The following is a 25,704-nucleotide window of genomic DNA, read 5'->3' as shown; positions in this document are numbered from 1 at the left end:
CCGACTCAATCCTCGAAAAACTATCTCGCCTCTGCCGTCGAATAAACGGGACAGGACACTAGCGGGAACCGGCCACGCCGAGCAGCTCATGCAGGCGGGTGCTGGTGGTCGTGTACTGCAGCGGCACGGCCTTGCCTGGGAACACGATGGCGGTTGCACCCCAGGCGGCCAGCGTTGCCTCGTGGAAGCCGCAGACGATGAGCTTCTTCTTGCCCGGGTAGGTGTTGATGTCGCCCACTGCGAATACGCCGCGCTCGCGGGTTTCGTACTTCTCGGTGTCGACCGGCACCTGCTTGCGCTCCAGCTCCAGGCCCCAGTCGGCGATGGGGCCGAGGCGCGGCGAGATGCCGAGGCAGGCGACCAGCGCGTCCAGCGGCAGGTCCAGCGTGGTCGCGTCAGGCGTGGTGATCCGGAGCTGCCTGCCGTCGAAGGCGGCGGGCTGGCCGACCTTGAAAGCCAGCTTGCCCGCGGCCACGAGGGCGCGCATGGTCGCGACGGTCGCTTCCTCGGCCTGGAAACCATCGCGCCGGTGCACCAGCGTGACCTGCTTCGCGATGGTCGTGAGCGCGATGGCGGTTTCGAGCGCGACGTCGTCTCCGCCGTTGACCACGACCGTCTGCCCGGCGAAGCGATCCAGCGAATCCGGGTGATAGAAGAGCGAGGAACCCTCGAATTGCGCAATGCCCTCGACCGCGATGCGCTTGGGCACGAAGGCGCCGACACCGGCCGCGATGAACACGGTTTTGGCAAGGAATGCCTTGCCCGCCGAGGTGGTCAGCAGCAGCCGCCCATCGGCCTCGCGCGCCAGGGTGGAGACCTGCTCGCCGAAGTGGAATTGCGGCTTGAAAGGCGCCACCTGCTGCAGCAGCGACTGCGCCAGGTCGCGCCCGCTGGTCACGGGCGTGCCGGGAATGTCGTAGATGGGCTTGTCGCCATACAGCGCCACGCACTGGCCGCCGGCGGCGGGCAGTGCATCGACGATATGGCAGGAGATTTCGAGAAGGCCCAGCTGGAAGGCCTGGAACAGCCCCACGGGGCCGGCGCCGACGATCAGCGCGTCGGTCTCGATGGGAGCGGCGATGGCGGCCGGCTGGTTCAGCGGATCAGCTCCCCGAGCTTGTCCGTCTTGTCCTTCCACTCCTCGGCCTCGGGCAGGGCGGGCTTGCGCTTGGTGATGCTCTTCCAGCCGTCGGCCTGGGCCAGCTCGGCGTTGATCTTGATGAAGGCGATCTGGTTGGCCGGCAGGTCTTCCTCGGCGTAGATCGCGTTGACCGGGCATTCAGGGATGCAGACCGCGCAGTCGATGCATTCGTCCGGGTCGATCACCAGCATGTTGGGACCTTCGCGGAAGCAGTCGACGGGGCAAACGTCCACGCAGTCGGTGTATTTGCAACGGATGCAGGCTTCGGAGACGACGTGGGTCATTTGTTCTCTGGCGTCAGTGGTGAGGTCGGGGAAAACCCGTGATTTTAGGCCTTTGCGGCGGAGGGCTGCACGAGAACGGCAGCGGCGGTCTTGTGGGAGGCCGTATCGACCAGCACGAGGGAGCCCAGCGCACGCGATTGCGTGAAGGGCAGCACGGCCAGCGGCTGCTGCAGCGAGAGCACCATGTCGCCGATGGCGTTGGCTTCAAGCTGCGTCGCGGCTTCCGATTCGAGCGTGGTGATGTTCACGCGGTCGACGATGCGCGCCACCTTGGCCTTCACCCAGCGGTGGCCCTGCAGCGCCCAGTAGACGCGGCCCGCGACCAGCGGCTCGTCGTCGAGCCAGGCCACGGTGGCGGTGATCTCGCGCACCGGCTCGAAGGCGCCGGGCGCCAGCAGCCAGTCGCCGCGCGACACGTCGACCTCGCGGTCGAGCACGATGCCGGCGCTGTGGCCCGCATGCACCGTCTTCGGCTGGCGCGTGTGGCTCAGCACCTGGGCGACGGTGGCGGTCTGGTTGCTCGGCAGCACGGTCACGCGCTGGCCCGGCTCCACGTGGCCCGAGGCGACGCGGCCCCAGAACACGCGGCGGCCCTGCGAGGTGTCGGCCGACGACGAGAACTTCTCGACCCACTGCACCGGGAAGGCGAAGGGCATGGCCTCGTCCTGCGCGGTCACCGGCAGGTCTTCCAGCAGTTCGAGCAGGCTGGGGCCTTCGTAGCCGACCCAGTCGGGATGGCGCGTGGCCACGTTCCAGCCCTTGAGCGCGGAGATCGGCACGATGGCCGTCACCTGCACGCCCGCCGCTTCGGCGAAGGCGTTCAGTGCGGTCGAGATGCGTTCGAAAGCCAGGCCGGCGTCGGCGATGGCGTCGAGCTTGTTGACTGCGAACACGATCGACTGCACGCGCAGCAGGTGGCACAGGAGCGTGTGACGGCGCGTCTGCGGCAGCAGCTCGCGCTTGACCACGGTGCCGTCCTCCACCTCGGCGGCCCAGGCCAGCTTGGTCGCATCGACCAGCACCACGGCGGCGTCGGCGGCGGAGGCGGCCGTGACCATGTTGCGCGTGTACTGCTCATGGCCCGGCGCGTCGCCGATGATGAACTTGCGCTTTGCGGTCGAGAAGTAGCGGTATGCCACGTCGATGGTGATGCCCTGTTCACGCTCGGCCGAGAGGCCGTCGGTCAGCAGGGCCAGGTCGGTCTCGCCGCCGCGCTGCACGCCCGCGAGCTGGTCCTGCAGCACGGTCTTGCTGTCGACCAGCAGGCGGCCGATGAGCGTGCTCTTGCCGTCGTCTACCGAGCCGCAGGTGATGAAGCGCAGGGCGGTGCCGGTGTCGCCGTGAATTTCGGCGGGCGAGGCGTTTGAAATGACAGCAGCGTTCATTGAGTGATTCTCCAATTCGTGGAACACCGCGGAACCGGCTCTGCCGGGCCGCTGGTGTTGCCCCCTGCGAGGGGGTGGGCGTAGCGACACGAAGTGCGCGAAGCCTGGGGGTGGGTCAGAAGTACCCGTCTTTCTTGCGTTTTTCCATCGAAGCTTCGGACGTCATGTCGTCCATCCGCGTGGCACCGCGCTCGCTCACGTCGACCGACAGCGTCTCGAGCACCACGTCGCTCGCATCGGCTGCCAGGCTTTCCACCGGGCAGGTGGTGGTGATGTCGCCCACGGTACGGAAGCGCACGTCGCGCACCTGCACCGTCTCGCCGTCGCGCGCCGGCGTCAGCCCGGTCACGGGCACCAGCAGGCCGCGGCGCTCCACCACTTCGCGCTTGTGCGTGTAGTAGATCGAGGGCAGGCCGACTTCCTCGCGGGCGATGTACTGCCACACGTCGAGCTCGGTCCAGTTCGAGATCGGGAACACGCGGAAATGCTCGCCCGGCGCCAGGCGGGTGTTGAACAGCGTCCACAGCTCCGGGCGCTGATCCTTGGGCTGCCACTGGCCGAAGCTGTCGCGGTGCGAAAAGATGCGCTCCTTGGCGCGCGCCTTCTCCTCGTCGCGGCGGGCGCCGCCGATCAGCGCGTCGAAGCGGAATTCCTCGATCGCCTCCAGCAGCGTCACCGACTGGTGCGCGTTGCGCGACTCGCCCGGATGCGCCAGCCGCACGGTGCCGCGCTTCATCGAGTCCTCCACGCTGCGCACGATCAGCTCCGCGCCCAGTTCCTTCGCACGGCGGTCGCGGTACTCCGTCACCTCGGGGAAGTTGTGGCCGGTGTCGATCATCAAGAGCGGATAGGGAATGCGGCCGACGCCGAAAGCCTTCTCCGCGCACTTCAGCAGCACCAGCGAATCCTTGCCGCCCGAGAACAGCAGGGTGGGGCGCTCGAAGGCGGCCGCCACTTCGCGCAGGATGAAGATGGTTTCTTCCTCCAGCGCATCGAGGTGCGTGTTGGACAGGTGTGCCGCCGGCAGCAGCAGTTCGGTTTCGGTTCGGGCGTTCATCGGAGGATGGGGTGCTGGATGCGGTAGGTCGATGCGGGGCGGGCGCTCAGTGCGCGAGGTGCAGTCCGCACTCGCGGTTGTCTTCGCCCTTGGTCGGGTCGACGTAGTCGAAGTTGTTGGGCAGGCCGTGCTTTACGCAGTACTCGTGCAGATCCTTGGACGACCAGTGCAGCAGCGGCGCGACCTTGATCAGGCCGTCGGGGTTGATGCTGACCGGGTCCATCTGCGCACGCACGGCCGTGTCGGTGGCGCGCAGCGCGGTGAACCAGACCTTCGGCGCCGTCTCGCGCAGCGCGCGCGCGAAGGGCTCCAGCTTCACCTCTTCGGTGAAGGCGGCGTGGCGCGGGTCGTCCAGCGCGGGCGTGGGGCCTTCCACTGCCTCGCGATGGGCGCGCGAGCGGCGCGGCAGGTAGATGTGCAGGTCCAGGCCCAGCTGCTTCGTCACCTCGTCGGCAAAGCGGTAGGTGGCCTCGGTGTTGTAGCCGTTGTCCATCCACACCACCGGCACGTCGCGCTTCACCTGCGTGACCAGGTGCAGGATCACCGCCTCGAAGGGGCGGAAGTTGGTGGTGACGATGGCCGGCTGGCCCAGGCCGAGCGCCCAGTCCACCAGGCCCTGGGCGTTGCGGCCCAGCTCGGCGTTGATGCGGTCGATGTCGATGCTCATGTCGATGCCTTCACGCGCTCTCGGTAGCCGCCGCGAAGTGCGGAACGGTCTGCACCGCGTCGCCCTGGTAGAAGGCGGCGAAGCGGTCGAACTGGCGCTGCGCGTCGGAGGCGTCCACGCCTTCCTTGAGCACCGCGCTCGAGAAACCGGTGCGCTCCATCTGCACGAGCTGGTCGATCAGCACGTCGCCCGTGGCGCGGATGTCGCCGGTGAAGCCCAGGCGGCGGCGCAGCAGGAAGGCCTGGCTGTAGGCGCGGCCGTCGGTGAACTTCGGGAAGTGCAGGTCGATGCGCTCGATGTCGGCCAGGCACACCTCGATGGCGAGCGGGTCGGCGTCGTTTGGCAACTGCAACACCTTCGGGTCGCCGTCGTCGACGTGTTCTTCCGCCGAGAGGATGTTCAGGGTCTTTTTCATGCTGCTTCCTCCACCTTGAAACGTGCACCGTTGGCGGCGGCCTTGAACGGGTCGTGGCCGACGCGGCGCAGCGTGTCGATGAAGTTCTCGCCGTTCTCACGGGTATCGCGGTAGGTGTTGAGCACGGCCTCGATCACGCCGGGCACTTCTGCCGCCGAGAACGAGGGGCCCACCACCTTGCCGGCCTGCGGCGTGCCGCTGAGCGCAGAGCCGTCGGAGCCGCCGAGGGTGACCTGGTACCACTCCTTGCCGTCCTTGTCGACGCCGAGGATGCCGATGTGGCCGCTGTGGTGGTGGCCGCACGAATTGATGCAGCCGCTGATGTGCAGGTCGATCTCGCCCAGGTCGTCGAGTTCGTCGAGGTCCTGGTAGCGCTCGGTGATGGCTTCGGCGACCGGAATGGAGCGTGCGTTGGCCAGTGCGCAGAAGTCGCCGCCGGGGCAGGCGATCATGTCCGTCAGCAGGTGCACGTTGGCGCTGGCGAAGCCGGCCGCGCGGGCGGCGAGCCACAGCGCGTGCAGGTCTTCGGCATGCACCCAGGGCAGCAGCACGTTCTGGTCGTGCGTCACGCGGGCTTCGCCGGCCGAGAAGCGGTCCGCCAGTTCGGCGATGGTGTCGAGCTGGTCGGCCGATGCGTCGCCAGGGGCCTGCTTCAGGCGCTTGAACGACAGCGTCACGGCGCGCAGGGCCGGGTTCTTGTGCGGCGCCACGTTGCGCGCCAGCCAGCGGGCGAACTGCACGTCGTCGGCGGCGTGGTGGCGCAGCTCGGCGTCGGTCTTCTCGGCGCTCTGCAGCACGCGGGTGGCGAGCGCGGGCGGCACGAACGATGCGGCCACGCGGTCGTACTCTTCCTGCGTGATGGTGTGCGGCGCGCCGTCGTGCTCGAGGATCTGCTTGTACTCGGCCTCGACGTCGTCGATGTAGCGCTGGCCCTCGGCCTTCACCAGGATCTTGATGCGCGCCTTGTAGATGTTGTCGCGGCGGCCGTAGCGGTTGTAGACGCGGATCACGGCCTCGAGGTAGTTCATGATCTGCTGCCACGGCAGGAACTCGCGCAGCACCGTGCCCACGATGGGCGTGCGGCCCATGCCGCCGCCCACCTGCACACGGAAGCCCACAGCGCCAGGGGCGATGTTTTGTGATGCGTCGCCGGCTTCGTGTTTCACCACGTGCAGGCCCACGTCGTGCCAGCCGGTGGCGGCGCGGTCCTCGGTGGCGCCGGTGATGGCGATCTTGAACTTGCGCGGCAGGAACGCGAACTCGGGGTGCAGCGTGCTCCACTGGCGCATGATTTCCGCGAACGGGCGCGGATCTGCGACCTCGTCGACGGCGATGCCGGCGCGCTCGTCGCTGGTGATGTTGCGGATGCAGTTGCCGCTGGTCTGGATGCCGTGCATGTCGACCGAGGCCAGCAGGTCCATCACGTCGGCCGACTTGGCCAGCGGAATCCAGTTGTACTGGACGTTCTGGCGGGTCGTGAAGTGGGCGTAGTGGGTGGGGAGCTTCTGGCTGCCAAGCAGGCCTTGCGTCTCGATGGCCTTCTTGTAGACCTCCGCCTCGGGCTCGTCGTACTCGCGGGCGATGCGGGCCAGCACGCGCAGCTGGCGGCTCGACAGTTCGCCGTAGGGCACGGCCACGCGCAGCATCGGCGCGTAGCGCTGCACATACCAGCCGTTTTGCAGGCGCAGGGGGCGGAACTCGTCTTCGGCGAGCTTGCCTTTCTGCCAGCGCTCGAGCTGGTCGCGGAATTGGGCAGCCCGCTGGTGGACGAACTGGCGGTCGAATTCTGTGTATTGGTACATCGTGCGTGTGTCTTGAGGAAGTGCGGTGCCGCGCATGGAACGGGGCACCCCAGCAAGAAGGCGCGATTGTCCGAGCGCTCCTTATGGAACCAAACTATTTTTTGGTTCGCGCTTTATGCGGATAAGCTTATTCGCCAGTATCCATGCGGGTTTCCGGGCGGTTTGATGCTTATTCCGGATAAGGCCGCAATGCCGGCTTAGTCTCTCCGACGCAATGAAAGCAGTCCGGGTAAGTCCCGACGCGCCTGCCGGCCGGCCGCGGTGAAATGGTTATCTTCAATAACCAGATTGGCTGGAAACGCAATGACTGCTTCGACCTCGCGCCGCAGCGCGCTCCTTGCCGGGTTCGCAACGGTGGCCGCTTTCTCCAATGCCAATGCGGCCGATGCGCCGCCGGCTGCCATCGCCACGCCGACCAGCGAACGCTTCCCGGTCGTGCTGCCCCGAACCGAATTCGTCTATGAAGCCATCGTCGACATCGCGCCGCCGATGACGCTGGGCGCCTCGCCCTTCGGGGAGCGCTTCATGGTGCCGATCACGGGCGGCTCGTTCGAGGGGCCGGGCCTGCGCGGCACGGTGCTGGCCGGCGGGGCCGACCGCCAGTTGCTGCGCCGTGACGGCGCGAAGAACCTCGATGCCGTCTACGAACTCAAGACCGACGACGGCGTGATGATCTCGGTGCGCAACACCGTGCTGTCGCGCAATCCAAGGAACGGGCCGCGCTACGCGTTCTCGACGCTGCAGATCATTGCGCCCGAGGGCAAGTACGGCTGGCTCAACGACTTCGTCTACGTGGGCACGCTCGATCCGCTGCGGCCGCAGCGCGAGGCTGTGGTCATCCGTGTCTACAAGGTGGTCTAGCGCAGCATCGACGACATCGCCGAGCAGCAGTTCAGCATGCGCACGGCCGCTTCCACCGTCGGGGCGGTGAAGCGGAGGGTGACGCCGTCCACGCGCTCGAAGCTCGGCCACTGGCAGAAGAGATCGGCCAGTGCGGAGGTCTGGGCGCGCAGCGTCACCGACTGCGGTCCTTCGAAGACGAGCGGCTTGGCCTTCGCGCGGGCCGCCAATGCTTCTTCCACGCCCGCACGGATCGCCCGGCGCGACTGCTCGGGCGAGAGCGACACGCCACTGGTGCAGCCCGTGGCCTTCTTCGTCTCCACGAAGGTCGCGTGCGGGAAGAGCGGGCGGTTCTCGGCGATGAAGACGTCGTCGCCGCTGGCCATCACCACCGGCACGCCGTATTCGCCGGCCAGCGCGCCGTAGAGGCCGGCCTCGCCCAGTTCCTCGCCGCCGAGCGAGATGCCCGCGAAGGCAAAGCTGTTGATTGTGTGCGCGAGGATGCCGCGCCCCTGGGCGCGCGAGTGGTAGCCGACCATGCAGACGGCGTCCACGCCTTCTTCCACGCCCGCCACCATGCTCAGGTAGCGCGGCTTGCCCTGGATCACGCGGGCGCGGGAATCGAGCAGGTCGGGCGGCATGTTGCGAAAGCCCCCGTGCGAATCGTTCACCAGCACCTCGGTGGCGCCCGCGTCGAAGGCGCCGGCGATCGCCGCGTTGGCCTCTTGCGTCATCAGCAGCCGGGCACGCTCGTACTCCGGGTTGCCCGCGCGAACCTGCTCGGAGTGATAGACGCCGGCAACGCCTTCGATGTCGGTGGAGATCAGGACTTTCATTGGGCGGTTCGTGTTCAGGCGTGGGTTGAGAAGAGGGCGGAGGCGGGCAGCACGTCGGACAGCGCCGCGCGGTGGTTGCCGTCGCGTCCGGTCACCGGCGAGGCGCGGCACAACGCATGGATGATCGCCTGTTCCGTGCTGTCGGCCGCGGCCTGGAAGAGGCCGTCGAGCAGCCCGTCGTGCAGCATCGCCACGGCCGGCATCGGCCGCTCGACGCTGCCGGGCACGGTGTAGGCGGTTGAAAAGGCCAGCACGATGTCGCCGCTGCCGTGCCCGAAGACAGAGCCCGTGCGCGCCAGCCCGGCACCGGCGCGCAGCGCGAGGCGGCGCAGCTGGCGCGCGTCGAGAGGGGCATCGGTGGCCACCACGATGATGATCGAGCCCTTCTCGGCCTCGTTCACCGCCGGCAGGCTGCGCTCGGCCTGCAGCGCGGCGAGCCGTTCGCCCACCGCATGTCCTGCCAGCAGCAGCTGCGGCTGGCGCCCGTAGTTGGCCAGCACCAGCGCGCCCACCGTGTGCAGGCCGCCGGTGCCGGCGTTCTTCTCGCCGCCCAGGCCGCCGCTGGTGCCGTCGTTGCGCGCCGACACCCGCCGGGACGCGCTGCCGATGCCGCCCTTGAGCTGGAAGCTCGACATGCCGCGCCCCGCGCCGACCGAGCCCTGTTCGAAGTCGACCCCGGTGTCGGTCAGCGCATGCAGGTAGTCGGCCTCGCTGACCGCCATGCGCTGGATGTCGTTGAGAAAGCCGTCGTTGCACTCGAACACCAGCGGATTGACCGTGGGCAGGGTGCGTCCGCACTCGGGGTTGTCGGCCACGCAGCGGCGGATCTGCGCCGCGGCCACCGTGCCGACCGAGAAGGTGTTGGTCAGCGCGATGGGCGTCTCCAGCACGCCGAGCTCTTCCACCTGCAGCAGCCCGACGCTCTTGCCGAAGCCGTTGAGCACCGCCGCGGCGGCGGGCACCTTGTCGCGGAAGAGGTCGCCCGCGTGCGGACGGATGACGGTCACGCCCGTCTGCACGGGCCCGTCGGCCAGCGTGCGGTGGCCGACGGTGACGCCTGCGACGTCGGTGATGGCGTTGCGTTCGCCCTGGAGCAGGCTGCCGATGAAAGGGAGGGAGACCTGCTGCTTGCTGGAAGACATTGCGAAGAAAGAGAGACTTACTGGCGGTCGATCTTCGGATCGAGCGCGTCGCGCAGCGCATCGCCCAGCAGGTTGAAGGCGAGCACGGTGAAGAAGATGGCCAGGCTGGGGAAGAGCGCCACGTGCGGCGAGGTCACCATGTCGGCGCGGGCCTCGCTGAGCATCGCGCCCCATTCGGGTGTCGGCGGCTGCGCGCCCATGCCCAGGAACGAGAGGCTGGCGGCCGTGATGATCGACGTGCCCACGCGCATCGAGAAATACACCACGATCGACGAGATGGTGCCCGGCAGGATGTGCCGCACGATGATGGTCCAGTCGGACGCGCCGATGCTGCGCTCGGCCTCGATGTAGGTCTGCTGCTTGAGCACCAGTGTGTTGCCGCGCACCAGGCGCGCGAAGGCCGGCACGCTGAACACCGACACCGCCACCACCACGTTGGTCATGCTGCTGCCCAGGATGGCGACCACGCCCAGCGCCAGCAGGATGCCGGGGAAGGCGAAGAGCACGTCCGAGACGCGCATCACGATGCGGTCCCACCAGCCTTCGTAGTAGCCCGCCAGCAGGCCGAATGCGGTGCCGATGATGCCGCCCAGCACCACCGACAGGAAGCCCGCCATCAGCGAGATGCGCGCGCCCATCAGGATGCGGCTGAAGATGTCGCGGCCCAGCGGATCGACGCCGAACCAGTGCGCGGCCGAGGGGCCGGTGTTCAGCATGTCGTAGTCGAAGAAGTTCTCCGGATCGAAAGGCACGATCCAAGGTGCGAACACCGCGACGAACACCAGCAGCAGCACGAAGAGCGCGGCGACGATGCCCACCGGCTGCTTCTTGAAGCGGCGCCAGCATTCGCCCCAGGGCGTACGGACCTTGCCGGCGGTTTGAACGGCCACGACCGGTGGCGCGATGGTTTCGGCAGGCGCGCCGGTAGCTTGAGTCATATCAGTCATGTGTTGCAGTTCCTTCGGGGAACACCGCGGAACCGGCTTTGCCGGGCCGCTGGTGTTGCCCCCTGCAAGGGGGTGGGCGAAGCGACACGAAGTGCGCGAAGCCTGGAGGTGGTCATTTGTACCGGATGGTCGGGTTGATGTAGCCGTAGAGCACGTCGACCACCAGGTTGATCAGGATGAATTCGAGCGAGAACAGCAGCACCAGCGTCTGGATGACGGGGTAGTCGCGCATCTGCACGGCATCGACCAGCAGGCGACCGAGGCCGGGCCAGTTGAACACCGCCTCCACCAGGATCGAGCCGCCCAGCAGGAAGCCGAACTGCAGGCCCATCATCGTCACCACCGGAATGAGCGCGTTGCGCAGGCAGTGCTTGATGATCACGGCGCGCTCGCGCACGCCCTTGGCGCGCGCAGTGCGCACGAAGTCTTCCTGGATCACCTCGACGAAGGAGGCCCGCGTGAAGCGCGCCATCACGGCCGCCACGGCTGCGCCCAGCGTGATCGAGGGCAGGATGTAGTGCTTCCAGCTGCTGGCGCCCACCGTGGGCAGCCATCCGAGCTGGACCGAGAAGATCTGCATCAGCAGCATGCCGAGCGCGAAGGCCGGAAACGAGATGCCGGACACGGCGAGCGTCATGCCCAGCCGGTCGGGCCACTTGTTGCGGTACACGGCCGAGACGATGCCGATGGCCATGCCGAAGATCACCGCCCACACCATGCTGGTGATGGTCAGCATCACCGTCGGGAAGAAGCGCTCGCCGATCTCGGTCGCCACCGGCCGCCGCGTGCGGATGGAGGTGCCGAAGTCGCCCTGCAGCATGTGGGAGAAGAAACTCACGAACTGCTGCGGCAGCGGCTTGTCCAGCCCGAGCTCCGCGCGGACCATGGCCACGGTCTGCTCGTCGGCGTCCTGGCCGGCGGCAAGACGCGCCGGATCGCCGGGCAGCATGTGGACGAACAGGAACACCAGCACCGCCACGATGAGCAGCGTGGGGATCAGGCCCAGCAGTCGTTTGAGAAAGTAATTCAGCATGGCATCAGAAAACAGTCACCCTCATCAGGGAAACACCGCGGAACCGGCTCTGCCGGGCCGCGCGTGTTGCCCCAGGCGAGGGGGTTGGCGTAGCGACATGAAGTGCGCGCAGCCTGGGGGAGTACTCAGTTCGACACTGCGATCGTGTCGATGTTGATGTTGCCGTCAGGCATCACGAACACGCCCGACAGACGCTTGGCATGCGCCGACAGGTTCTGCTCGGTGACCATCGGCACGCGCGGCAGGTCCTTGCGGATCTCTTCCTGCGCGGTCTTGTACAGCGCTGCGCGTTCCTTCTCGTCCGTGGTCACCAGCGCCTTGGCCAGCGCGTTGTCGACGGTCTCGCTCTTGTAGAACGACATGTTGTTCAGCTTGGGAGCCCAGGCTTCCGAGGCGAACAGCGGGCGCAGGCCCCAGTCGGCTTCGCCGGTCGACGACGACCAGCCGGTGTAGTACATGCGGACCTTGGCCGTCTTCGGATCGGGCCATGCATCCACCTGCTCGGTACGCTGGCCCACTTCGAGCGCCTGCACCTGCAGCTTGATGCCGATCTGCGCAAGCTGCTGCTGCACGAACTGGATCGTCTTCTGCGCGGTCGTGTTGTTGTAGGCGCTCCACAGCACCGACTCGAAGCCGTCGGGGTAGCCGGCTTCCTTCATCAGTTCCTTGGCCTTCTTCAGGTCGTAGGGAATGGGGGCCATCTTCTCGGCGTACTTCACGCCCTGGGGCAGCACGCCCTGCGCGGGGAAGGCATAGCCGCCGAAGGCGACCTTGGCCAGCGCCTCCTTGTTGATGGCGTAGCCGATGGCCTCGCGCACCTTCGGGTTGTCGTAGGGCTTCTGCAGCATGTTGAATGCCAGGAAGCGCGTGATGATCGAGGGCGATGCCACCACTTCGAGCTTCTCGCTCTTCTTCAGCAGCTCGGCCTGCTCATAGGGAATCGGGTAGGCGAAGTCGGCCTCGCCGGTCTGCAGCATCGCGGCGCGCGTGTTGTTCTCGAGCACCGGCTTCCACGAGATGTTGTCGACCTTCGGATAGCCCTTCTTCCAGTAGCCGTCGAACTTCTTGGCCTTGACAGCTTCGGTCTGCTTCCATTCGACGAACTCGAAGGGGCCCGTGCCCACGGGGTGGAAGGCGATGTCCTTGTTGCCCCACTTCTTCAACGCGGTGGGCGAGATCATGGCGGCCGATGCGTGGGCCAGCGAGTTGATGAAGGGGCCGAAGGGCTCCTTCAGCGTGATGCGCACGGTGCTGGGGTTCACCACCTCGACCTTGCTCACGCGGTTGAACTGGTTGTAGCGCAGCAGCTTGTTGTCCTGGTTCAGCACGCGGTCGAGCGTGAACTTCACGGCGTCGGCGTTGAAGTCGGTGCCGTCGTGGAACTTCACGCCGGTGCGCAGCTTGATGGTGTAGACCAGGCCGTCCTTCGACACTTCGTAGCCCTCGGCCAGCACGTTCTGCACCTTCAGGTCCTTGTCGAACTGGAACAGGCCTTCATAGAAGGTCTTGGTCACGGCCGTGGTGATGGTGGTGTTGGTGTTGTACGGGTCCAGCGTTTCCGGCTGGTAGCCGATGGACAGCACCACGTCTTTCGCGGCCAGTGCCGTGCCCGAGGCGGCCAGCGCGGCCAGGCCCAGCAATGCGGATGCCCATTGCAGGGAGGAAGATGCTTGTTGCGTCATGGAAGAACTCCAGTCGGTTCGAGGAAAAAAGCAGGAGGGCCTGCGGGTTGAGAAAAATGAACGAGGAAAGAAAAGGGGCGCGGGTCAGAACGCGCCGCCGATGGCGTGCCGCGCAACGAAGTGACCCGGCGCGACCTGCACCAGCGGCGGCACCTCGGGCTCGTCGCCCACCGCGCGGATCGGGCTGGGAATCTCGCCTTCGAGCAGGGCGCGCGGCTTGTGGCGGCGCGACGGATCGGCCACCGGCACTGCCGACATCAGCTTGCGGGTGTAGGGGTGCTGCGGCGCCTCGAACACTGCGCGGCGCGGGCCGATCTCGACGATCTGGCCCAGGTACATCACCGCCACGCGGTGGCTGATGCGCTCCACCACCGCCATGTCGTGCGAGATGAAGAGGAAAGCCACGCCCAGCTCGCGCTGCAGGTCGAGCATCAGGTTGACGATCTGCGCCTGGATGGACACGTCCAGCGCCGACACCGATTCGTCGGCCACCACCACCTTGGGGTTGAGCGCGAGCGCCCGCGCAATGGCGATGCGCTGGCGCTGGCCGCCTGAGAACTCGTGCGGATAGCGCTGTGCCGCCTCGGGCGGCAGGCCCACCTTCTGCAGCAGCCAGTCGACGCGCTGCTGCGCCTCGGCGCCGCTGGCGATCTTGTGGATCAGCAGCGGCTCCATGATCGAGAAGCCCACCGTCACGCGCGGATCGAGCGAGGCGAACGGATCCTGGAAGATGAACTGGATGTTGCGGCGCAGCGCCTGCAGCTCGCGCGTGGGCAGCTCGCGGATGTTCTTGCCGCCGAACTCGATGGCGCCGCTCTGGCTCTCGACCAGGCGCAGCAGCGAGCGGCCGGTGGTCGACTTGCCGCAGCCCGACTCGCCGACCAGCGCCAGCGTCTCGCCGGGGTACAGGTCGAAGCTGATCTTCTCCACCGCATGCACGCGGCGCTTCACGCGGCCGAAGAGGCCGCTGCGCACGTCGAAGCGGGTGACGAGGTCCCGCACGCGCAGGATCGGGCCGGCGTCGGCGCGCACCGTGTCCTGCGGGGTGGCCTGGTGGGGGGCTGCCGTGTCGGCGTTGGCCTCGGTGCGCAGCAATTCGAACTTGGCCGGCAGGTCGGTGCCCTGCATCGCGCCCAGCTTGGGCACGGCCGAAAGCAGAGCGCGGGTGTAGGGGTGCTGCGGCGCGGCGAACACGTTGTCGGAGACGCCTTCTTCCACCTTGTCACCGCGGAACATCACCAGCACGCGGTCGGCGATCTCGGCCACCACGCCCATGTCGTGCGTGATGAACAGCACGCCCATGTGCATCTCCTTCTGCAGCTCGCGGATGAGCTGGAGGATCTGTGCCTGGATGGTCACGTCCAGTGCGGTGGTGGGCTCGTCGGCGATCAGCAGCTGCGGCTTGCACGACAGCGCCATCGCGATCATCACGCGCTGGCGCATGCCGCCCGAGAGCTGATGCGGGTAGCGGTCGAGCACGTTGCGCGCCTCGGGAATGCGCACCAGCTCCAGCATGCGCAGGGCTTCGGCGCGCGCGGCCGAGTCGCTCTTGCCCTGGTGGATGCGGATGGCCTCGGCGATCTGGTCGCCGGCCGTGAACACCGGGTTCAGCGACGTCATCGGCTCCTGGAAGATCATCGCGATGTCCGCGCCGCGGATGTTGCGCATGGCACCGTCGCGCGCCTGCGCGAGGTCGAGCACCTCGCCGTTGCGGCGGCGGAACATCATGCTGCCGTTCAGGATGCGGCCGCCGCCGTGCTCCACCAGGCGCATCAGCGCCAGCGAGGTCACCGACTTGCCCGAACCCGATTCGCCCACCACCGCGAGCGTTTCGCCGTGGTCGACGTGGAATGACAGCTTCTTCACGGCATCGACCGTGCGCTCGGAAGTCGAGAAGCGAACGGTGAGGTCGTCGACGGCGAGAACGCGGCCGTCCGGCAGGGCGAGGGCAGGGGTGGACATGGGAATGCGAGAAAAAAGGGGCTGCTGCGTCAGGCGAAGATGGCAGTCTTCGGCGCTTCGTTGCCGCGCGCGTGGCCGCGGTACATGCCTTCGCTGTTGAAGGCCAGGCTCAGGTTGCCGTGGCGGTCCACGGCGATCAGCCCGCCGGAGCCGCCGATGGCCGGCAGCGACTGCTGCACCACGGCGTGCGTGGCAGCTTCGAGCGTCGCGCCGCCGTAGGCCATGCGCGCGCAGACGTCGTAGGCCGCGGCGACGCGGATGAACATCTCGCCGCTGCCGGTACACGACACGGCGGCCGTGCGGTCGTCGGCGTAGGTGCCGGCGCCGATGAGCGGCGAGTCGCCGATGCGGCCCACGCGCTTGTTGGTCATGCCCCCGGTGGAGGTGGCCGCGGCCAGATGGCCGTGCATGTCGAGCGCGACCGCGCCGACGGTGCCGAACTTCTTGTCCTCGTCGAGCGGCGAGGCTGCGGTCATCGAGGCGCCTTCATGGTCCGTCACCACGCGGCCCGTGCCGCGCACGCGGTAGAGCTGCTGGCGACGCGCCTCGGTGGAGAAGAACGAGGGCTCGACCATCTCCAGCCCGCGTTCGCGAGCGAAGGCCTCGGCACCCGCGCCGGCCAGCAGTACATGGGCGCCGTCTTCGAGCACGGCGCGCGCGGCCCGCACCGGGCGGCGGATGTGGCACACGCCCGCGATGGCGCCGGCGGCGAGAGTGGCGCCATCCATCACGGCGGCATCGAGCTCATGCGTCTCGTCGTGCGTGAACACTGCACCGTGGCCGGCGTTGAAGAGCGGGCACTCCTCGAGCATCTCCACCGCGAGGCAGGTGGCGTCCAGCGCGGATGCGCCCTTGAGCAGCATCGCCTGCGCGGCGGCCACGATGCTCTTCAATGCATCGTGATAGGCCTGCGCCTGTTCCGCGCTCGTCGTCGCGGCGCTGATGGTGCCGGCGCCGCCATGGATGGCGATCACGGGCACGTGAGTCTGGATCATCGGGAAGCTTTCTTCTTTCTCTTGCCGGCGCCGGTCGCGGCGGAGGCATCTGTCGTTGTCTTGTCCTGCCCGGCGGCGCCCGCGTCGAGGCCGTTGATGCGGGGCAGCCCGTTGGCCCCATGCAGCCACGGTCGCACCGCGTGCAGGATGCGGCCGGCCGAGTGCACCGGGTCGGGCGCGCGCAGCGCCACCGCGCTGGTCAGCGCCTCGATCAGCGCGAGCACGCTGGTCTCGCAGTTCGGGCGGTAGCTGGTCTCGGTCTGGCAGAAGAGCGCCACGTCGGCCAGCGGCGCCAGCGGCGAGCTGGGGCGGTCGGTGAGGGCGATCACGGCGCAGCCCTGGCTGCGCGCGATCTGCGCGAGCGAAATGGTGTCCGTCAGGTAGCGCGGAAAGGTCAGGCCGATGAACACGTCCTGCGGCCCCGCGTGCATCAGCGTGCGCGCCGCATGCGTGACGCCGCTCACGCTGGAGAGCATGCGCACGTCGCTGCAGCTGCCGTCCAGCCCGTGCTGCAGCAGCCCCGCGAGCCACGCGCTCGCGCCGAAGCCGCCGATGTACACCGAGCGCGCCTTGCCGATGCGCTCCACCGCGGCTTCGCATGCGGCGTAGTCCAGCGTCTGGCGGGTCGCGTCGATGTTGCGGCGGCTCTCGTCGAGCGCGGTGGCGAACACCTCGGCCACCGTGGTCGGCCGCTCCAGATTGCCGCGCAGACGCTCGACTGGCGCCACCAGCGGCTCGAAGCCGCGCACTAGCTCGGCGCGGAAGGCGGCGTAGCCATCGAAATCCAGCGCCCGCGCAAAGCGGTTGGCCGTGGCCACCGAGACGCCCACCACCGCTGCCAGCTCATCGATGGGCAGCGTGGCGACCTGCAGCGGATGCTCCAGCACGTAGTCGGCCACCTGCCGGTGCGAGCGAGACAGCCGTGGCAAAGCCTGCGCGATGCGCTGAGCCACGGTGGTGCCTGGGGAGTCGAAAGTGGTGCTCATGGAGGGTGCGATGCGCCCGAAAGTGTGCGTTTTTTGAAAACCGGTTTACAAATATAAGTCAGAGAAGAAAATTTTCTGTCATTTTTGATCGTTGTCGCAAGTAGCGGGCCAGGGGTGAAGGGAATTCGGGGAGGTGTAGAGGCGCGCCGTTTCCCTCGTGGACGGAACGCCCGGGCCGGTGACGGCCTAGTTTCTAGGTATTTCCCCTGATGTCGCTGATTTGCGCCGGCCGGGCGGCCGACTCGTCAAAATCCTCGGCAAATGAGGGATCCGCAATGAATGAGGGGAAGCAACTGGACCGGGGTTCGACGCTGGGCGGACGGATCCTCAAGGTCGACCATGCGGGCGAGCAAGGTGCGGTCAACATCTACAGGGCGCAGATCTTCGTGGCGCAATGGAGTGCACCCTCGCTCGTACCGGAGTTGCGTGAGTTCAAGTCCCACGAGGAAAGACACCGGGCGCTGTTTTGGGCGGAGCTGCAGCGACGGGGAGTGCGCCGTTGCCGCAGCTATTGGTTGTGTGGCATCGGCGGATGGGTACTGGGTCTGCTCACCGGGCTGCTGGGTCGCCATGCCATCGCTGCGACCACAGTGGCTGTCGAGCGCGTGGTGCTGATACATCTGAAGACGCAATTGCGCGAACTGACGGGCAAGGACGAAACGGCCGTCCATGTCATCTCGCAAATCGTCGAGGAGGAGCAGTTGCATCACGACCAGTCGGCGTCGCATGTGCGTGCGGGCCATGTGTGGACGAAGTTGCTGAGCCCGGTTGTTGCGGCCTCGACCGAGACGGTGATCTGGCTCGGAATGCGGCTTTGAGTTCGCTTCGATAGGTTCTTCATCCGGGCGATAAACTGCGCCCGCACGTCGAAAGCTCGGCGTGCTCGGGATTGGCGTCTCGAAGCATCTCTGCGTTATCACCGGAGGCCATTCATGGCTGCTTCTACTCGCTCGCGTACGCCATCCGCATCAAACCGCTTCGCCGCTGCCGAAGCCCTCGCTCTTCAAGCCTGCGACGACACCGACAGTCTTCGCGAAGTGCTCTGCGCCTATACATGCCTTGAAAAGCTCATCGCGCCGCTAGAGGTGGGCGATACAGAACAACTTGGTCCCACGCGCACCGAGCTCGGCTCTTTGGTGCGTCTGGTCAATGAGGAAATGAGCCGTCGCATCGAAGCTGCCGACAGCGCGACCCACGCGATGCGTGCGGCGTTGGCGAGGCCGGAGGCAGGCTGAGCGCAGCGCGGCCTTGTGCAGATCAGGCGCTGACCGGATTCATCGGCGACGGAGACGGCAGCCTCTCAGCTTGCGATTTCCTTTTGCATGAACACGCTCAGCGGGTCATCCGGGTAGCTCCCGAACGGCCCGCGCCGCGCGTAGCCCGAGCGCGCATAGAACGACAGCGCCTCCGGCTGGCTCACGCCCGTTTCCAGCCTGAACATCGCGCAGCCACGCGCCATCGCTTCGCCTTCAAGGAAGCCCAGCACTTTCGCCGCGACACCTTGCCCCCGGTTCTCGGGGCGCACATACATGCGCTTGAGCTCGCCGAACTCCGGCTCCATGACGATGGCGCCGCAGCCGATGGCCGTGCCCTCGCCATCGCGGGCGACGGCGAACAGCACGTTCGGCGCCGACAACGCCGCGATGTCGATGCCGTAGTGGCACTCGGGCGGGTAGAGCGGCTTCTGGTAGGCATCGAGGTCGTCGATGAGCTGGATGACGTCGGGTTGGGCGGGGCTTTCGAGGGAGATTCGCATCGGGCGATGGTATCCAGCCGACGGGCGGTTGATTGGGAGTGTGGGGCGAAAGAAAACCCGCCGAAGCGGGTTGGGTGGAGAACAAGGGTCAGCGGCTCGCCCTCAATGTCTTCAGGCGACGTTCTGCTTCACCCGGCGGAATTTTTCCTTCCGCCTCCAGCTTCTTGAGCCTTCGCTCATCGGCTCGATATAGCGCGTCTTTCAGAAGCTTCATCTTGCGCTCCCTGCAAGGGTCGCATTCGTAGAAGCCCGCAGGACTTGCCGTGACTTTCATTCCGGTGTCGTACTCTGCGGTGGTGATTCGCCCGGTGGGCTCAATGCCCATGGCCAGAATCCTTCCATTCTTGAACGTCACCAGCACACTGCCCTTGCATCCAGTGGTGTCGGTGTTTTCAGGGGCATAGGCACTCCATGAAACCCTGCGCATATGAAGCAGGGCGTAGCGGACGTCCTCTTCCGTTAGCACGACATCGTCGCAATCCAGGAAATCCTTGTCTTCCCAGGCCGTTCGGCGCGACGGCTCCGTGATCTCGATCTTTTGCACGTAAGCGAGGGGATATCGCCGGTCAGCCGCCTCTGCTACAGCTATTCCTGTCGCCACGATCAAGGTCGTGACGATGAGGGAGTTGAACTTGTTCATGGCTTTGGTACGGGCAGATTCCAGTTTGCGCCCTGGGCTTCGGTCTTGTTCTTGCTGCTGACCAAGGGATGGCGGAATACCTCGGTGTGAGGCATTTGCCTCGAGTCCTCAAGTACGCTTACCAGCCATGAGAGCGCTTGATTTTGCGCGGCGGTCGGCGTGTCGAATATGCCGTACTCGCCTCGCAGTTTGTCAAGGGACCAATGTCGTTCTTCCGGGATGGGCCGGAACCCAGCGGGCAGTCTTGCCCTGCCAACCATCTCGATTCCGATGGCTTCCATGTTGCCTGGATAGCGCTCATGCGGCGCCTTGCGCATTTCAATGCGATGAATCGCTGTGGCTCCAGCCTTTGCCGGAAAGTCCCGCGGGGTGCATTTGCCTGTTATCAGACACCTCGCCTTCAACGGCCCCACATGATTCGTCCTCTGATAAATCGCCGCCGTCTGATAGATCGTCCCATCCTTGTCGATGAGAAAGTGCGCTCCATTGGCCTTGGGGTTCCTGTAGCTGTTCAGCGATGACTCCAGCGTTTCGGCATCGGTCTGGTGCACGACGATGCCGGTGATGGCGGCGGTGCGTTTCCCTCGTTCGATCTGCGGGCTGCGCGCATGCCGCACACGCGCGTGACTGATCATTCCGTGTTTGTCGATTTCGACAAGCATGGGTTTTCCTCCCTGAAGATTCGTTGTTTATCTGCTCTGCAGAAGCCGTGTCTCGCGCAACGGATGAGCGGGGGGCACGGCCTCGCGGCGCATGCTAAAGGCTTAAAAAGTGAACTGGGTGATGACTTCGTCAACCATTTGTGGCCCGTTGCGCAAACCCCGTCCGCGCGCAAGGTTGAGCGCGCCATCAAACAATGGCCGCGCGGCAGACTGACCGGTCTGCCGGACCTTCTTCATCCCGAATTCCTCAAGCACCAAGGAGCAGCACTTTGGAATACCGTCATCTGGGCAAATCCGGCCTCAAGGTCCCCGTGTTGAGTTTTGGCACCGGCACCTTCGGGGGCAAGGGCGAGTTCTTCAGCGCGTGGGGCAGCACCGACGTGGCCGAGGCGCGCAAGCTCATCGACATCTGCCTCGAAGCGGGCGTGAACATGTTCGACAGCGCCGACATCTACTCGGCCGGCGCGGCCGAGTCGGTGCTCGGCGAGGCGATCAAGGGCAGGCCGCGCGACGGGCTGCTGATCTCCACCAAGGCCACCTTCCGCAGCGGTGAGGGGCCGAACGACGTGGGTTCGTCGCGCCATCACCTCGTGCAGGCCGTCGATGCCTCGCTCAAGCGACTGGGCACCGACTACATCGACCTGTTCCAGCTCCACGGTTTCGATGCGAGCACGCCGGTGGAGGAGACGCTGGGCACGCTCGATGACCTGGTGCGCGCAGGCAAGCTGCGCTACATCGGCGTGTCGAACTTCTCCGGCTGGCACCTGATGAAGTCGCTGGCCGTGTCGGACCGGTACGGCCTCGCGCGCTACGTCGCGAACCAGGCGTACTACTCGCTGGTCGGCCGCGACTACGAGTGGGAGCTGATGCCGCTGGGCATCGACCAGGGCGTGGGCGCGGTAGTGTGGAGCCCGCTGGGCTGGGGCCGGCTCACGGGCAAGATCCGCCGCGGACAGCCGCTGCCCGCCAACAGCCGGCTGCACGTGACGGCCGACATGGGCCCTCCCGTGCCCGACGAGCTGCTGTACCGCGTGGTCGATGCGCTGGAGAAGGTCGGCGCCGAAGTCGGCAAGACGGTGCCGCAGGTGGCGCTCAACTGGCTGCTGCAGCGCCCAACCGTGTCCAGCGTGGTGATCGGCGCTCGCGACGAGGCGCAGCTGCGGCAGAACCTCGGCGCGGTGGGCTGGAACCTCACGCCCGCGCAGGTTGCCGAGCTCGACGCGGCCAGCGCGACGACGCGGGCCTATCCCTACTGGCACCAGCAGGGCTTCCTGGAGCGCAACCCGAACCCGGTCTAGGCTTTCTTGCCGGGTGAGGCGGGCGTCAGCCCGAGCACCCAGCGCTTGAAGTCTTCCAGTGCCCCGGAGGCGGGCCGGCCCTCGGGGTACGCGAAGTAGTAGCCCTGGCGCACGTCCAGGTGCCGGTCGACCGGGATCACGAGTTCGCCCGTGCGCAACTCATGCTCGATCAGGATGCGCGGCGCCAGGCCCACGCCCATGCCGGCCGCGGTGGCAGCCACCACCATGGTGAAGAGCTCGTAGCGCGGCCCGCGCGAGGCGTGCACCGTGTACTCCCAGCCTTGCTGCGCATACCAGTCGCGCCATGCGTGGGCGCGCGTGCTCAGGTGCACGTGGCGGCAGCGCTCGAGACCGGCTTCATCCCACGGCCCATGCGCATCGCGGAAGGCGGGGCTGCAGATGGGCACCATTTCGCCTTCGGAAAAGATCAGCCCGCCGCGCGTGTTCGGCCAGAACTGGTCGCCGAAGTAGATGGCCGCGTCGTAGGCGTTCTCCTGGAAGGAAAAAGGCTGCGAGCGTGCCGACAGGTTCACCGTGATGTTCGGATGCAGCCGGCTGAACTCCGGCAGCCGCGGTATGAGCCACTGCGTGGCGAAGGTGGGCACCACGGCCAGTTCCAGCACGAAGCCCATCTCGTGGCCGGCGCTGATCTCCAGCGTGTCGCGGCGGATCTGGTCGAGGTGGCGGCGGATGCGCGCCGCGTACTCCCGGCCCGTGTCGGTGAGCGTGAGGCGGCGCCGCACGCGCGAGAACAGCGGCACGCCCAGGCGCTGCTCCAGCATGGCCACCTGCCGGCCGACTGCGCTCTGCGTGAGCGCCAGTTCGCTCGCCGCGCGGGTGAAGCTGCCCAGCCGTGCCGACGCCTCGAAGGCCTGCAGCGCGCCGAGGTTGGGGATGTCTTTTCTCATCGGCGCTATTCTGCGTGCGTGCGGTCGAGCAACAAAGATGACAAGGAAAGGCAAGTCATGCGCCGTGTGGTGATCGTCGGAGGCGGGGCCATCGGCTCGGCCATCGCCTACTTCCTGACCCGCGACTCCGACGGGGAGCGCTTCGAGGTCGTGGTGGTCGAGCGCGACTTCTCGTACAGGCAGGCATCGTCGGCGCTGTCGGCGAGCTCGATCCGACAGCAGTTCTCCACCGCCATCAACATCCGGATGTCGCTCTACGGCATCGACTTCCTGCGCCATCTCGGCCAGACCCTGCGCGTGGGCGACGAGATGCCCGAGATCGGCCTCGTCGAACCCGGCTACCTCTACCTGGCCTCGCAGGCCGGTGCCGACGTGCTGCGCGAGAACCACGCGATGCAGAAGGCGCACGCGGTGGACGTGGCGCTGCTCACGCCCGATGAGCTGAAGGCGCGCTTTCCCTGGATATCGACCGAAGGCATCGCGCTCGCCTCGCTCGGCCTGTCGGGCGAGGGCTGGTACGACGGCTACAGCCTGCTGCAGGCCTTCCGCAGGAAGGCGGTCTCGCAGGGCGTGCGCTACGTGCAGGCGCAGGCGACGGGGCTGCGCCGCGACGGACGCAGCCTGACCGGCGTGCAGCTCGACGACGGCGAGACGCTGGACGCCGACGTCGTCGTCAACGCCGCGGGCGCCTGGGCCGCCAAGGTCGCGCAATGGGCCGGCATCGACCTGCCGGTGCGCGGCCGCCGCCGCAGCGTGTTCAGCTTCTCATGTCCGCAGGCACTGCCCGGATGCCCGCTGTTGATCGACACATCCGGTATCTGGCTGCGGCCCGAGGGCCGCCAGTTCATCTGCGGCTTCGCGCCTCCCGAAGACCGGGACCATGATGACGCGCCGCTCGAAGTCGAATACGAAGCCTTCGACGGTTTCATCTGGCCCGCGCTGGCCGAGCGCATACCTGCCTTCGAGGCCATCCGCATGACAGGCGCCTGGGCCGGCTACTACGAGATGAACCTGTTCGACCACAACGCCATCCTCGGCCTGCACCCCGACTGCGACAACCTCTACTTCGCCAACGGCTTCTCGGGCCACGGGCTGCAGCAGTGCCCGGCGGCGGGGCGCGGCATCGCGGAGCTGATCCGCTTCGGCGAGTACCGCAGCCTCGATCTGTCCCCGGTGTCCTTCGCGCGGATCCTCGAGAACACGCCGCTGCTCGAGAAGAACGTGATCTAGGCCGGGATTTTCTTCAGGGCGTTGCAAGCGCGGTGAACGGCCCCTGTTGGCCGAGCGCCGATTGCCCCTCGTTGAGGACGGCCACCAGCCTGCCGTAGAAGAAGGGAAGGCCGAAGTCGATCGCGCTCGTTCCGGAGCTTGCGGCGGCGATGTTGTCGACCGCCACGACGCCCGGGTTGCTCGTGAAGAGCGACTGCGCGCTCGCGATCGCGAAGCTCTGGCTCAGGGCCGGGCCTGTCGCCGCAGTGAAGCTGGCGTTGAGCGCCAGTGTGCTTGGAGGGCAGTAGAAGCCCTTGAACGAGCCGTTGCTCGCGCACTGGGCGATCGTGGAATCGTTGAGGAAGAAGAAGTTCGATCCGCTGTCCAGGAAGCTGTCGGGAAAGCTGGCGTTCTTGTAGCTGACCGAAACGCTGAGCGTGCGCGAGTCGGTCTTCAGCACCGTGGCGCCGGTCATGGCGTTGTTGCCTTGCGTCGCCACGCCGAAGTAGAGCGTGCCGACGGTCACGCCCTGTCCGGCCGACGAGATCGCCGGCAGGCCGAGCACGACGCCGTTGTTGTCCTGCGCGAAACTGGCGACCACGTTCTGGGCCTGCATCGCGAGGGGAACCGTCGTGCCCTGGCATGACGCGCCGGCGGCGCAGGTGTAGTAGGTGGCGGGGATGACCCTCTGTGCGCATGCCGGGCCGCAGTCTTGAAGCGCTGCGGCGACGCCGATGATGCCGTTCGTGCCGAGTTTGTCGGGCGTGTTCTCGGGCTGCAGCGTGTTGTTGTCCGAGCATGCGGCGGGCACGGTGCCGGAGTTCGGGTCTCCCACGATCTGCAGCGGCTGCGCGCTGGCGGACTTCGGCCCGAGCGTGACGTCGGCGACACGCATCGTTCCCCATGTGTAGCCATCGAGGAACTGGGCGCAGGCGTTCAGTGGCGCTCCGTTCACGGCTTCCTGGGGCAGGGCCGACTTCATCGCCGAGTTCAGCGCATCGGCGGCAATGCGGATGCCGGTGGAGCCGGTGTCGACAAGCACGTTGTCGATGGTCTGGCAGGTGCCGGTTCCCGGGGCGCAGAGCTTGATGCTCACCTGCGGCAGGTTGACGCCGCTCGAATCGGTGCCGTTGGACACGGTGAGCGGCATCGAATTCTGCGAACTCGACGCGGCGGCGGAAGGGGCCGTGCCGGGCGTCGGAGCAGGGGCCGTGGCTGCCGCCGGCGTGGTGCCGCCAGGGGCCGGGGTCGAAGTGGGCAAGAGCCCGATCGGCAGTGCGCCGCCGCCACCTCCGCCGCCACCCCCACCGCAGGCGGCGAGGCCCAGCAGGCTCGCGGCACAAGCCACGGCGCGAAGGAGGTTCATGGCACCGGCTGTGCGCGGGCTGCCTGCTTGTCGTGAGTCCATGGGCACGAAGGGCGAAGATGAGTTGAAACGATCAGGAGCCTTGCGCGATGGCCAGCGAGTCGGGATCGACACCCGCGGGCAGCATCCGTGGCAGCCAGGCGACGCCGGTCGACAACCGCTGGTGCGACGAGGCGTGGACCGCGAAGGTCTGGTCCGCCTGCGAGGTCGTGGCGTGAGAGCCTCTGCCCAGCTGGCGCTGCGCGCGGGCGTTGTCGGCCATCTGCCTGGCGTAGCGCGTGCCCAACAGCACCGAGAGTTCCGGCCGGCGCGGCCCGCGCCATGCGACGGCGAACACCGTGCCGTCGGCCGTCAGGTACTCGCGCTGGACCATGCCATCGTCGGACGTTGTTTCCCGTGTGCTCCAGCCCGCGGCGGATTCCGTCCTGGCCGCAGCACCGGTTGCCTCGGAAGCGGCCGCCTTGCGCGACACGGCGTCGATGCGCTGGCTCGGCGCCAGCGTGGGGGCGCCGCCCAGTTCCGCGAACGCGATGGGCGTTGCGAACACGGACGCGGCCAGCGCCAGGGCCGCCAGCATCAATGGCATCTTGGCGTCGCGCGCATGGCGCTCTCGTGATCCGCGTTCCATTCAGTTTCCTTTCCGTCCCGACCGCGAAGAGGTTACTGCCCGCATGCTGCGCCTCCATAAAGA

At 67.0% G+C, this 25,704-nt stretch carries 27 protein-coding genes; 6 read left to right on the top strand and 21 right to left on the bottom strand.

Annotated elements, in window-relative coordinates; all coding sequences use genetic code 11:
* Positions 1-58: 58 nt before the first annotated feature.
* The 7 genes from ACTJLF_RS02455 to ACTJLF_RS02425 all read right to left on the bottom strand — a co-directional run bounded on the left by ACTJLF_RS02455 (position 59) and on the right by ACTJLF_RS02425 (position 6,751).
* Positions 59-1,138: an NAD(P)/FAD-dependent oxidoreductase gene (locus ACTJLF_RS02455; RefSeq protein ID WP_354408321.1), complete on the bottom strand. Its 1,080-nt coding sequence runs from the start codon at positions 1,136-1,138 to the stop codon at positions 59-61.
* The gene (fdxA, locus tag ACTJLF_RS02450; RefSeq protein ID WP_019652944.1) at positions 1,096-1,425 is read right to left on the bottom strand and encodes a ferredoxin FdxA; all 330 of its coding nucleotides are present in this window, start codon (positions 1,423-1,425) and stop codon (positions 1,096-1,098) included. Before fdxA ends, ACTJLF_RS02455 begins: the two co-directional genes overlap by 43 nt.
* 44 nt (positions 1,426-1,469) lie before the next feature.
* Positions 1,470-2,810 (bottom strand): sulfate adenylyltransferase subunit 1, encoded by a 1,341-nt coding sequence (locus tag ACTJLF_RS02445; protein ID WP_440882422.1) that lies wholly within the window; start codon positions 2,808-2,810, stop codon positions 1,470-1,472.
* A 115-nt stretch (positions 2,811-2,925) separates the two neighbouring features.
* Positions 2,926-3,867 carry a sulfate adenylyltransferase subunit CysD gene (cysD, locus tag ACTJLF_RS02440; RefSeq protein WP_019652942.1) on the bottom strand — a complete coding sequence of 314 codons (942 nt, stop codon included), beginning with the start codon at positions 3,865-3,867 and terminating at the stop codon, positions 2,926-2,928.
* Between the two features lie 46 nt (positions 3,868-3,913).
* Positions 3,914-4,534, bottom strand: a complete 621-nt coding sequence (locus ACTJLF_RS02435; RefSeq protein WP_019652941.1) for a phosphoadenosine phosphosulfate reductase domain-containing protein — start codon at positions 4,532-4,534, stop codon at positions 3,914-3,916.
* 10 nt (positions 4,535-4,544) lie between these two features.
* Complete coding sequence (locus ACTJLF_RS02430) at positions 4,545-4,949, bottom strand: DUF934 domain-containing protein (RefSeq protein WP_019652940.1); 405 nt, start codon at positions 4,947-4,949, stop codon at positions 4,545-4,547.
* Positions 4,946-6,751, bottom strand: a complete 1,806-nt coding sequence (locus ACTJLF_RS02425; protein ID WP_019652939.1) for a nitrite/sulfite reductase — start codon at positions 6,749-6,751, stop codon at positions 4,946-4,948. Before ACTJLF_RS02425 ends, ACTJLF_RS02430 begins: the two co-directional genes overlap by 4 nt.
* A gap of 303 nt (positions 6,752-7,054) precedes the next feature.
* Here ACTJLF_RS02425 and ACTJLF_RS02420 point away from each other — a divergent pair, with 303 nt between their 5' ends.
* Positions 7,055-7,612, top strand: a complete 558-nt coding sequence (locus tag ACTJLF_RS02420; protein WP_440882421.1) for a DUF3237 domain-containing protein — start codon at positions 7,055-7,057, stop codon at positions 7,610-7,612.
* Here the strand turns inward: ACTJLF_RS02420 and ACTJLF_RS02415 are convergent.
* From ACTJLF_RS02415 to ACTJLF_RS02380, 8 genes are all read right to left on the bottom strand, one after another.
* The gene (locus ACTJLF_RS02415) at positions 7,609-8,427 is read right to left on the bottom strand and encodes a M55 family metallopeptidase (RefSeq protein WP_019652937.1); all 819 of its coding nucleotides are present in this window, start codon (positions 8,425-8,427) and stop codon (positions 7,609-7,611) included. The two genes, ACTJLF_RS02420 and ACTJLF_RS02415, sit on opposite strands and share 4 nt — an antisense overlap.
* Positions 8,428-8,441: 14 nt before the next feature.
* The gene (locus ACTJLF_RS02410) at positions 8,442-9,569 is read right to left on the bottom strand and encodes a DmpA family aminopeptidase (protein WP_416489120.1); all 1,128 of its coding nucleotides are present in this window, start codon (positions 9,567-9,569) and stop codon (positions 8,442-8,444) included.
* A 17-nt stretch (positions 9,570-9,586) separates the two neighbouring features.
* Positions 9,587-10,507: a glutathione ABC transporter permease GsiD gene (gsiD, locus tag ACTJLF_RS02405; RefSeq protein WP_019652935.1), complete on the bottom strand. Its 921-nt coding sequence runs from the start codon at positions 10,505-10,507 to the stop codon at positions 9,587-9,589.
* A gap of 121 nt (positions 10,508-10,628) precedes the next feature.
* Positions 10,629-11,549: a glutathione ABC transporter permease GsiC gene (gene gsiC / locus ACTJLF_RS02400; RefSeq protein ID WP_019652934.1), complete on the bottom strand. Its 921-nt coding sequence runs from the start codon at positions 11,547-11,549 to the stop codon at positions 10,629-10,631.
* Between the two features lie 125 nt (positions 11,550-11,674).
* Positions 11,675-13,231: a glutathione ABC transporter substrate-binding protein GsiB gene (gsiB, locus tag ACTJLF_RS02395; RefSeq protein ID WP_440882420.1), complete on the bottom strand. Its 1,557-nt coding sequence runs from the start codon at positions 13,229-13,231 to the stop codon at positions 11,675-11,677.
* Between the two features lie 84 nt (positions 13,232-13,315).
* The gene (locus ACTJLF_RS02390) at positions 13,316-15,193 is read right to left on the bottom strand and encodes a dipeptide ABC transporter ATP-binding protein (protein WP_184603084.1); all 1,878 of its coding nucleotides are present in this window, start codon (positions 15,191-15,193) and stop codon (positions 13,316-13,318) included.
* A gap of 29 nt (positions 15,194-15,222) precedes the next feature.
* Positions 15,223-16,188 carry an isoaspartyl peptidase/L-asparaginase family protein gene (locus tag ACTJLF_RS02385; protein WP_126181640.1) on the bottom strand — a complete coding sequence of 322 codons (966 nt, stop codon included), beginning with the start codon at positions 16,186-16,188 and terminating at the stop codon, positions 15,223-15,225.
* Positions 16,185-17,174, bottom strand: a complete 990-nt coding sequence (locus ACTJLF_RS02380) for a MurR/RpiR family transcriptional regulator (RefSeq protein WP_132750860.1) — start codon at positions 17,172-17,174, stop codon at positions 16,185-16,187. Before ACTJLF_RS02380 ends, ACTJLF_RS02385 begins: the two co-directional genes overlap by 4 nt.
* Positions 17,175-17,449: 275 nt before the next feature.
* On the opposite strand from ACTJLF_RS02380, the gene ACTJLF_RS02375 reads away from it, so the two are divergent.
* Together ACTJLF_RS02375 and ACTJLF_RS02370 are read left to right on the top strand one after the other, a co-directional pair.
* The gene (locus ACTJLF_RS02375; protein WP_184603086.1) at positions 17,450-17,992 is read left to right on the top strand and encodes a demethoxyubiquinone hydroxylase family protein; all 543 of its coding nucleotides are present in this window, start codon (positions 17,450-17,452) and stop codon (positions 17,990-17,992) included.
* A 114-nt stretch (positions 17,993-18,106) separates the two neighbouring features.
* The gene (locus ACTJLF_RS02370) at positions 18,107-18,409 is read left to right on the top strand and encodes a hypothetical protein (RefSeq protein ID WP_184603089.1); all 303 of its coding nucleotides are present in this window, start codon (positions 18,107-18,109) and stop codon (positions 18,407-18,409) included.
* Positions 18,410-18,474: 65 nt separating this feature from the next.
* Here the strand turns inward: ACTJLF_RS02370 and ACTJLF_RS02365 are convergent, their stop codons facing one another.
* The 3 genes from ACTJLF_RS02365 to ACTJLF_RS02355 form a co-directional block, all read right to left on the bottom strand.
* Positions 18,475-18,930: a GNAT family N-acetyltransferase gene (locus ACTJLF_RS02365; protein ID WP_184603090.1), complete on the bottom strand. Its 456-nt coding sequence runs from the start codon at positions 18,928-18,930 to the stop codon at positions 18,475-18,477.
* Positions 18,931-19,018: 88 nt separating this feature from the next.
* A complete protein-coding gene (locus ACTJLF_RS02360) occupies positions 19,019-19,570 on the bottom strand; it encodes a hypothetical protein (RefSeq protein ID WP_354408352.1) in 552 nt (183 codons plus the stop codon).
* Positions 19,567-20,232 (bottom strand): peptidoglycan recognition protein family protein, encoded by a 666-nt coding sequence (locus ACTJLF_RS02355; RefSeq protein WP_440882419.1) that lies wholly within the window; start codon positions 20,230-20,232, stop codon positions 19,567-19,569. Before ACTJLF_RS02355 ends, ACTJLF_RS02360 begins: the two co-directional genes overlap by 4 nt.
* Here ACTJLF_RS02355 and ACTJLF_RS02350 point away from each other — a divergent pair.
* Positions 20,209-20,550 (top strand): hypothetical protein, encoded by a 342-nt coding sequence (locus tag ACTJLF_RS02350; protein WP_440882431.1) that lies wholly within the window; start codon positions 20,209-20,211, stop codon positions 20,548-20,550. The two genes, ACTJLF_RS02355 and ACTJLF_RS02350, sit on opposite strands and share 24 nt — an antisense overlap.
* On the top strand, positions 20,502-21,530 hold the full coding sequence (locus ACTJLF_RS02345; protein WP_132750865.1) for an aldo/keto reductase: 1,029 nt from the start codon (positions 20,502-20,504) through the stop codon (positions 21,528-21,530). The genes ACTJLF_RS02350 and ACTJLF_RS02345 overlap by 49 nt, the downstream gene beginning before the upstream one ends.
* Here ACTJLF_RS02345 and ACTJLF_RS02340 read toward each other — a convergent pair.
* Complete coding sequence (locus ACTJLF_RS02340; RefSeq protein WP_019652924.1) at positions 21,527-22,438, bottom strand: LysR substrate-binding domain-containing protein; 912 nt, start codon at positions 22,436-22,438, stop codon at positions 21,527-21,529. The two genes, ACTJLF_RS02345 and ACTJLF_RS02340, sit on opposite strands and share 4 nt — an antisense overlap.
* Positions 22,439-22,495: 57 nt before the next feature.
* Here ACTJLF_RS02340 and ACTJLF_RS02335 point away from each other — a divergent pair, with 57 nt between their 5' ends.
* Entirely contained in the window at positions 22,496-23,668 is a 1,173-nt protein-coding gene (locus tag ACTJLF_RS02335) for an NAD(P)/FAD-dependent oxidoreductase (RefSeq protein WP_440882418.1), read from the top strand.
* Between the two features lie 13 nt (positions 23,669-23,681).
* On the opposite strand, the gene ACTJLF_RS02330 is transcribed toward ACTJLF_RS02335, so the two are convergent.
* Positions 23,682-25,013, bottom strand: coding sequence for a DUF3443 family protein (locus ACTJLF_RS02330; protein WP_440882417.1), 1,332 nt, complete (start codon positions 25,011-25,013; stop codon positions 23,682-23,684).
* Between the two features lie 73 nt (positions 25,014-25,086).
* On the bottom strand, positions 25,087-25,641 hold the full coding sequence (locus ACTJLF_RS02325) for a DUF2844 domain-containing protein (protein WP_440882416.1): 555 nt from the start codon (positions 25,639-25,641) through the stop codon (positions 25,087-25,089).
* Positions 25,642-25,704 lie beyond the last annotated feature (63 nt).

The sequence above is a fragment of the Variovorax sp. 22077 genome, assembly GCF_052044195.1.
Classification (GTDB): domain Bacteria; phylum Pseudomonadota; class Gammaproteobacteria; order Burkholderiales; family Burkholderiaceae_C; genus Variovorax; species Variovorax atrisoli.
The sequence above is the reverse complement of the archived record's forward strand: the minus strand, read 5'-3'. Positions and strand labels throughout refer to the sequence as shown.

What these genes read in the sequence shown, in the direction of transcription:
- ACTJLF_RS02430 (WP_019652940.1), bottom strand. Translation starts at nt 4,949, where the DNA reads ATGAAAAAGACCCTGAACATCCTCTCGGCGGAAGAACACGTCGACGAC.
- ACTJLF_RS02355 (WP_440882419.1), bottom strand. Translation starts at nt 20,232, where the DNA reads ATGCTTGTCGAAATCGACAAACACGGAATGATCAGTCACGCGCGTGTG.
- ACTJLF_RS02335 (WP_440882418.1), top strand. Translation starts at nt 22,496, where the DNA reads ATGCGCCGTGTGGTGATCGTCGGAGGCGGGGCCATCGGCTCGGCCATC.
- ACTJLF_RS02385 (WP_126181640.1), bottom strand. Translation starts at nt 16,188, where the DNA reads ATGATCCAGACTCACGTGCCCGTGATCGCCATCCATGGCGGCGCCGGC.
- cysD (WP_019652942.1), bottom strand. Translation starts at nt 3,867, where the DNA reads ATGAACGCCCGAACCGAAACCGAACTGCTGCTGCCGGCGGCACACCTG.
- gsiD (WP_019652935.1), bottom strand. Translation starts at nt 10,507, where the DNA reads ATGACTCAAGCTACCGGCGCGCCTGCCGAAACCATCGCGCCACCGGTC.
- fdxA (WP_019652944.1), bottom strand. Translation starts at nt 1,425, where the DNA reads ATGACCCACGTCGTCTCCGAAGCCTGCATCCGTTGCAAATACACCGAC.
- ACTJLF_RS02390 (WP_184603084.1), bottom strand. Translation starts at nt 15,193, where the DNA reads ATGTCCACCCCTGCCCTCGCCCTGCCGGACGGCCGCGTTCTCGCCGTC.
- ACTJLF_RS02375 (WP_184603086.1), top strand. Translation starts at nt 17,450, where the DNA reads ATGAATGAGGGGAAGCAACTGGACCGGGGTTCGACGCTGGGCGGACGG.
- gsiC (WP_019652934.1), bottom strand. Translation starts at nt 11,549, where the DNA reads ATGCTGAATTACTTTCTCAAACGACTGCTGGGCCTGATCCCCACGCTG.
- ACTJLF_RS02410 (WP_416489120.1), bottom strand. Translation starts at nt 9,569, where the DNA reads ATGTCTTCCAGCAAGCAGCAGGTCTCCCTCCCTTTCATCGGCAGCCTG.
- gsiB (WP_440882420.1), bottom strand. Translation starts at nt 13,231, where the DNA reads ATGACGCAACAAGCATCTTCCTCCCTGCAATGGGCATCCGCATTGCTG.
- ACTJLF_RS02415 (WP_019652937.1), bottom strand. Translation starts at nt 8,427, where the DNA reads ATGAAAGTCCTGATCTCCACCGACATCGAAGGCGTTGCCGGCGTCTAT.
- ACTJLF_RS02380 (WP_132750860.1), bottom strand. Translation starts at nt 17,174, where the DNA reads ATGAGCACCACTTTCGACTCCCCAGGCACCACCGTGGCTCAGCGCATC.
- ACTJLF_RS02365 (WP_184603090.1), bottom strand. Translation starts at nt 18,930, where the DNA reads ATGCGAATCTCCCTCGAAAGCCCCGCCCAACCCGACGTCATCCAGCTC.
- ACTJLF_RS02330 (WP_440882417.1), bottom strand. Translation starts at nt 25,013, where the DNA reads ATGAACCTCCTTCGCGCCGTGGCTTGTGCCGCGAGCCTGCTGGGCCTC.
- ACTJLF_RS02370 (WP_184603089.1), top strand. Translation starts at nt 18,107, where the DNA reads ATGGCTGCTTCTACTCGCTCGCGTACGCCATCCGCATCAAACCGCTTC.
- ACTJLF_RS02360 (WP_354408352.1), bottom strand. Translation starts at nt 19,570, where the DNA reads ATGAACAAGTTCAACTCCCTCATCGTCACGACCTTGATCGTGGCGACA.
- ACTJLF_RS02340 (WP_019652924.1), bottom strand. Translation starts at nt 22,438, where the DNA reads ATGAGAAAAGACATCCCCAACCTCGGCGCGCTGCAGGCCTTCGAGGCG.
- ACTJLF_RS02435 (WP_019652941.1), bottom strand. Translation starts at nt 4,534, where the DNA reads ATGAGCATCGACATCGACCGCATCAACGCCGAGCTGGGCCGCAACGCC.
- ACTJLF_RS02420 (WP_440882421.1), top strand. Translation starts at nt 7,055, where the DNA reads ATGACTGCTTCGACCTCGCGCCGCAGCGCGCTCCTTGCCGGGTTCGCA.
- ACTJLF_RS02325 (WP_440882416.1), bottom strand. Translation starts at nt 25,641, where the DNA reads ATGGAACGCGGATCACGAGAGCGCCATGCGCGCGACGCCAAGATGCCA.
- ACTJLF_RS02425 (WP_019652939.1), bottom strand. Translation starts at nt 6,751, where the DNA reads ATGTACCAATACACAGAATTCGACCGCCAGTTCGTCCACCAGCGGGCT.
- ACTJLF_RS02445 (WP_440882422.1), bottom strand. Translation starts at nt 2,810, where the DNA reads ATGAACGCTGCTGTCATTTCAAACGCCTCGCCCGCCGAAATTCACGGC.